The 6,067-nt window shown below is 65.8% G+C and carries 4 protein-coding genes and 1 pseudogene; 3 read left to right on the forward strand and 2 right to left on the reverse strand.

The genetic code is table 11. The features are described from left to right. Positions 1–4: 4 nt before the first annotated feature. Positions 5–1,369, reverse strand: coding sequence for an MFS transporter (locus tag D3I60_RS10735; RefSeq protein WP_262776235.1), 1,365 nt, complete (start codon positions 1,367–1,369; stop codon positions 5–7). Positions 1,370–1,595: 226 nt separating this feature from the next. Between D3I60_RS10735 and D3I60_RS10740 the strand changes: the two genes are divergently transcribed. Beyond that, on the forward strand, positions 1,596–2,624 hold the full coding sequence (locus D3I60_RS10740; protein WP_262776237.1) for a DUF2332 domain-containing protein: 1,029 nt from the start codon (positions 1,596–1,598) through the stop codon (positions 2,622–2,624). A 46-nt stretch (positions 2,625–2,670) separates the two neighbouring features. On the opposite strand, the gene D3I60_RS10745 is transcribed toward D3I60_RS10740, so the two are convergent. Continuing rightward, entirely contained in the window at positions 2,671–3,885 is a 1,215-nt protein-coding gene (locus D3I60_RS10745) for a PucR family transcriptional regulator (RefSeq protein WP_262776238.1), read from the reverse strand. A 190-nt stretch (positions 3,886–4,075) separates the two neighbouring features. Here D3I60_RS10745 and D3I60_RS10750 point away from each other — a divergent pair, with 190 nt between their 5' ends. Then, positions 4,076–5,407, forward strand: coding sequence for an MFS transporter (locus tag D3I60_RS10750; RefSeq protein ID WP_262776239.1), 1,332 nt, complete (start codon positions 4,076–4,078; stop codon positions 5,405–5,407). 88 nt (positions 5,408–5,495) lie between these two features. Next, positions 5,496–6,017 (forward strand): annotated as a pseudogene (locus D3I60_RS10755) (thiamine pyrophosphate-binding protein); the annotation flags it as partial. Positions 6,018–6,067 lie beyond the last annotated feature (50 nt).

The following is a 6,067-nucleotide window of genomic DNA, read 5'->3' on the forward strand; positions in this document are numbered from 1 at the left end:
GCCGTCACTTCAGCTTCACGTCCAGGTTATCGGGGGCGGGTGCGGCCCGGAGGATGAGGGTGACGATGCCTGCGGCGACCATGGCCGCGCCGACGACCCACATGCCGGCATTCTGGGTTCCGGTGAGGTCAGCCAACCAACCGGTGATGTAGGGGGCGAAGAAGCCCGCGGAGTTACCGAGCGAGTTGATGAGCGCGAGTCCCGCGGCGGCACCGGCACCGGCGAGGAAGGTCTGCGGCAGCGGCCAGAAGGTCGGCAGGGCGGCGCAGATCGCCATGCAGGTGATCGTCACGGCGATCATCGTGGTGAACGGCGAGGACAGGTAGAGGGCGATGGGGATCGCCACACCGCCGACGAACAGCGGGATGGCCACGTGCCACACACGCTCACCCGTGCGATCGCCGTGCCGGGACCAGAAGTACATGGCCAGGGCACCGAAGACATAGGGGATGGCCGTGATGAGGCCGATCTCGACGATCGAGTACTCGACGCCGAAGGACTCCTGGAAGCCGGCGATGATCGTCGGGAGGAAGAAGCTCATGGCGTAGAGGCCGTAGACCATGCCGAAGTAGACGAAGGACAGGGCCCAGACGCGGGGCTGGAGCAGCGACCGGCGGACCGGGTAGTGGAAGGTCTCTTCCTTGCTCTTCTCCTCGGCGTCCATCGTCGACTGCAGCCAGTTGCGCTCTTCGGCGCTCAGCCACTTCGCGTCCCGCGGGCGGTCGGTGAGGTAGAAGATGCACATGATGCCCAGGAGGACGGCGGGCACGCCTTCGATGATGAACATGAAGCGCCAGCCGGCGAAGTTCTCGAAGATCGAGTTGCCGCTGGAGATCAGCCACGACGACAGGGGCGAACCCACGACGCTGGAGAGCGGGATGGCGAGCATGAACAGAGCCGTGGCCCGCGCGCGCATCGAGGTCGGGAACCAGTACGTGAGGTAGAGGATGATGCCGGGGAAGAATCCCGCCTCTGCGACTCCGAGAAGGAACCGCAGCACGTAGAGCCAGCCGTGGTTGGGCACGAATGCCATGGCCGCGGCGACGATGCCCCAGCTGATGAGGATGCGGGCGAGCCAGATGCGGGCGCCGAACTTGTGCAGAGCGAGGTTCGAGGGCACTTCGAGGATGAGGTAGCCGAAGAAGAAGATGCCTGCGGCGAACCCGAATTGGGTCGCGTTCATCGCGAGGTCTTCGTTCATTCCGCCCGGTCCGGCGATGCCGATGTTCGTCCGATCGAGGTAGTTGACGAAGTACATCGCGATGACGAACGGGATGAGACGGATGAGGACCTTGCGCAGGGTCCTCTTCTCCAGTGCCGAATCGGCGGGGGTCTGTCCGCTCACAGGCGGGCTCACCTCGGATGACATGCGATCTCCTTCGATCAGGTCGGGCCACGGTGGTGGCGCGGGGATGCGCCGCGAACATGGTCGTCGGCGCATGATGGCAACACATTACGACAGCGCTCCCGCTTCGCCTAGAGTTCGCAGCAAAAGTACCGAATACCGGGACGCATTGCGGTGCTCTGCTCGACCGACGGCATGGTTACGATGAGTGCAGACAACCCGATTGCGAAGAGGAGCCACGGTGCAGCCGATGACCGAACTCGAAGCCGAGACTCTGCGCGACTACTACGGCAAGTTCGCCCACCTCGAAGCGGCCGACACCTCCCCGATCTACGCCTTATGGGCCGAGGGAGTGGCCGCGGATGACGAGGTGCTCTCCCGCCTGCTCGAACTGCCCCGACCGAAGCGCCAGGCCAATCTGCTCTTCGGCGCAGCTCGCCACCTCGGCGCTGGCGAAGGCTCCTATGCTGACCTGCGTGCATGGCTGCTCGACCACTGGGCGAAGGTGCGCGAGCTCATGCTCGCCCGGTCGACGCAGACGAATGAGGCGGGTCGCTGTGCAACGCTTCTGCCGGTGCTCGCACATATCCCAGGACCGCTTGCGCTCATCGAAGTAGGCGCCTCAGCGGGGCTCTGTCTCTATCCCGACCGGTACAGCTACAGGTTCACCGTCACCGAGGCGGCCGGGTCTTCCGGTTCAGATTCCGCGAAGTCGACGACGCTCGACCCTGCGAACGGTCCGAGCCCGGTCGTGCTCGAATGCGAACTGACGAACACTGCTGTGCCAAACCGTCTCCCCGAGGTCGCGTGGCGGGCCGGAATCGACCTCAATCCTCTCGATATCACCGATGCTGACCAGCGGGAATGGCTGACTTCGCTGATCTGGCCGGAGCATGAGTCGAGACGGGAGCGCCTCCTCGCCGCTGCCTCGGTCGCGGCCGCCGATCCCCCGCACCTCGTCCGCGGCGACCTGCTCGACACCGTCGAAACCCTGCTTGCCAGGGTGCCAGCCGGGACCCAACCGGTCGTCTTCCACAGTGCGGTGCTGGCCTATGTCGACGCCGAGGCGCGTGCCGGCTTCGCTTCGCTCATGCAATCGCGCGACGACGTCGTGTGGATCAGCAACGAGGGCGCAAGCGTGCTGCCTGACACTCGCGCTCAGCTCGAGACACTCGGGATCGAGCCCGATGGGCGATTCGTGCTCAGCGTCGACGGCCGAGCTCTCGCCCTGACGGGACCGCATGGGCAGAGCTTCACCGGACTGCCGCAGTCCTGTTGAGCGGTCCGCCCGCCGTGGTCGCCCGATGGCTCCCGGATCGCGTTGCTCACGCCCAACCGACGACGAGGCGGGCGGCCTCGGCGGGGATCATCGGATCGACTCCTGTGAGGTCGGCGAAGCGGCGCAGACGATTCGCCACGGTATTGCGATGGCAGAACAGCTGCGCGGCAGATGCACCGATGCTCCCCGAAGCGAGGTAGACCTGCACCGCCTCGATGAGGCGCTCCCGCTCGACCGGACCACAGGCGGCCAGCGCGGACTCAACATCGGCGAGGATCGGATTGCCGGCGGCATTGAGCGACCGTGCGGCCAACCGCGCCCACCCACTGCGCCACGTCATCGCAGACGTCTCATCAGCGGCGATGACATCGGCGAGGTCACGCGCGGTCAACGCCGACCGCCGCAGGGTGCCGATCCCGTCCGCGCGGACATACCCCACTCTGGCCTCGGCGATCTTGCCGGCGAGCGCCGTCGACGTGTGGCCGGCTCCGCCCCCGATTGCAGTGGAAGCATGGCCCGCACCACCTGGAACCTGCGTGAACGCAATGAGCACCTCGCCGAGGTGGTGCGTGAACATGGTCCCGCCCGCGCGGGCATGATCGGAGATGATCACCCGCAGCGCCCGAACATCGTCCCCGGTGGCAGCGATGACGAGCAGCGGAGAATCCACATCGAGACCGAGCCCGGTCGCGATCCGCGACAGGCGCTCCGCTGTGGGATCGGGATCATCGAAGAGGCTTGCGATGAGGCCCGCATGCACCGAATCCTCTTCCGCCCGCATCCGAGTGCGCTCGGCGGTATAGGCCTGTTGGACCTGCGAGACGTATTCATCGACGGTGGATAAGACGATGCCGGTGTGCCGGATGACGAGTTCCGCATCCTCCTGATTCGCCACACTGGTGAGCACCTCCCAGAGCACATTGAAATCGTGGCGGATCGCGGTCATCAGCGCCTCGAGCGGAATTCCAGCCCGCGCCCGGGAGACCCCGACCTCCGTCGACACCGGCACTGGCCCGTCGAACCCACCGGCTCGCAGTCCTTCGATGAGGGTGGAGAAGGAGAGCCGACCGGTCCGCCGCAGCTCTGAGACCGGAATCGGTGCGGGATCGTAGCCGGAGACCGTGACGACACGGGTCATGAACCGTTCGGTCAGCTCGTCCAGATCGAGAGCGTCGAGGAGCTCGAGCCAGCGACGTTCGTCTCCGGGCTCCGGACGGTCCCGAAGCTGTCGTGTGCCCGCAATTCCAACCTGTTCATCCATCACACCGTCCAGAATATGTGCACCTGCACAAGCACTGTCCACTTTTCGGCGACAAATGTGCCTGGATCAGGACATGTGGCACTCTGTAAGGTCGATACCTGCCGGTCGATCGCAACGATCGACCGAAGCACCACCCGCACCCGGACTCGGCCGACCAGGCCCAGGTCCCCGGACTCGACGGAGAGAATCCATGAGCGAGCAGAACACCACGGCGTCCGCCGAGCTCAATGCCACAACGGAACTGAGCATCAAGGACGCAAACAAGGTCGCCGCCGGCGCCCTGATCGGCACCGCCCTCGAGTGGTACGACTTCTTCCTCTTCTCGGCAGCGGCCGCCCTTGTCTTCAACGTCCAGTACTTCACCAGCGAGAACGCCACGGCCGCCGCCATGGCCTCCTTCGCCACCTTCGGTGTCGGGCTGGCCGCTCGTCCCATCGGCGGTCTGATCTTCGGCCGCATGGGCGACAAGATCGGGCGCCGCAAGGTCCTGCTCATCACGATCATCGGCATCGGCGTCGTCACCGGCCTCATCGGCCTCCTGCCGACCTATGCCGCGATCGGCTTCGCCGCCCCCGCTCTGCTCGTACTCCTGCGCATCCTCCAGGGACTCTTCGTCGGCGGCGAATGGTCGGGAGCGATGACGCTCGTCGTCGAGAACGCCCCTCTCCACCTGCGTGCTCGTTATGCGGCGATCCCACAGATCGGCTCCCCGATCGGCACGATCCTCTCCTCCGGCGGCTTCTTCGTCATGACCCTGCTGTTCTCGCAGGACAACTTCAACTCCTTCGGTTGGAGGATCCCGTTCCTCATCGCCCTCCCGCTGCTCGTCGTCGCCGTCTACCTGCGCTCCCGTCTCGAGGAGTCCCCCGTCTTCCGCCAACTCGAGGAATCCGGCGAGGTCGAGAAGAGCCCCATCCGCACCACTTTCCGTGATTCGTGGAAGCAGATCATCATCGGCATGGCCGCTGCCCTGCTCGGCGTCGGCGGCTTCTACCTCGTCACCGCGTTCTGCGTCTGGTACGGCGTCAACGTCCTCGGCTACGACGATTCGCTCCTCCTGCTCGGCAGCATGGTCGCGGCCGCCGTCGAAATCGGTGCCCTCATCTGGGGCGGCGTCCTGGGTACGAAGTTTGGAGCCTCGAAGGTCATCCTCTGGGGCGGAGTCGCCTCGGCGGTCGTCGCGGTTCCCGCGTTCTTCCTGTTCGAGTCCGGCAACCCGGTCCTCGTCGTCATCGCCATGACCCTGGCCGTATCCACCCTGTCACTGCCCTATGCGGCATCGGGCACGGTGCTCACCGGGCTGTTCCCCGCGACGACCCGCTACACGGGTGTCGGCATGGCGCAGAACGCCGCAGGCATGCTCTCGGGCTTCATTCCGCTGTTGGCCACGAGCTTCGTCGCCTCCGCCGGTGATCACTGGCGGCCGGCCGCCGCAATGCTCGTCTTCCTCTCCCTGTTCACGGCGTTCGCAGGCTTCGTCGCTCCCCGCATGAGCGTCGACCTGCCCGGCTTCAAACACTGAGAACCGCACAGCGCTGAGAACCCAGCGCAACACCGGGCCGGGAGCCCCGGACCTCACACCGTTCGATCGTCGAAAGGACACCCACACCATGTCGCGTTCCGCCGGCCATCTCATCGTCGACACCCTGGAGAGCGCGGGCATCGAGCGCGTCTACGCGGTCCCCGGTGAGTCCTATCTCGACGTCCTCGACGGACTGTATGACGCGAACATCGAGACCGTCGTGTGCCGGCAGGAGGGCGGTGCGGGGTACATGGCGCTGGCCGAATCCCGGCTGACCGGCCGTCCCGGAATCGCCATGGTCACCCGCGGTCCAGGGGCGGCGAATGCGATGATCTCTGTCCACACCGCCTGGCAGGACGCAACCGCGCTCGTCCTGTTCGTCGGCCTCGTCCCCCTCAACGATCGCTCCCGCGAATCCTTCCAGGAGTTCAACCTGTCCGAGTGGTTCTCCTCGACGGCGAAGCGCGTGCTCACCATCGATGATGAGGACCGTGCCGGTGAGATCACCGCCGATGCCCTGCGCATCGCTGCATCCGGTCGCCCAGGGCCCGTCGTCGTCGGCCTGCCCGAGGATGTCCTCGTCCGTCTCACCGAGGCCCCCACTCCGATCCTCCCCGAGGTGGCCCTGGCTCTTATACCCCTCTGACGCTGCCGACGAAG

The organism is Brevibacterium permense (genome assembly GCF_025506275.1).
In the GTDB taxonomy this organism is placed as follows: domain Bacteria; phylum Actinomycetota; class Actinomycetes; order Actinomycetales; family Brevibacteriaceae; genus Brevibacterium; species Brevibacterium permense_A.

Bases quoted from the DNA above. Each gene is read 5' to 3' on its own strand.
- D3I60_RS10735 (WP_262776235.1), bottom strand. From the start codon at position 1,369: ATGTCATCCGAGGTGAGCCCGCCTGTGAGCGGACAGACCCCCGCCGAT.
- D3I60_RS10740 (WP_262776237.1), top strand. From the start codon at position 1,596: ATGACCGAACTCGAAGCCGAGACTCTGCGCGACTACTACGGCAAGTTC.
- D3I60_RS10745 (WP_262776238.1), bottom strand. From the start codon at position 3,885: ATGGATGAACAGGTTGGAATTGCGGGCACACGACAGCTTCGGGACCGT.
- D3I60_RS10750 (WP_262776239.1), top strand. From the start codon at position 4,076: ATGAGCGAGCAGAACACCACGGCGTCCGCCGAGCTCAATGCCACAACG.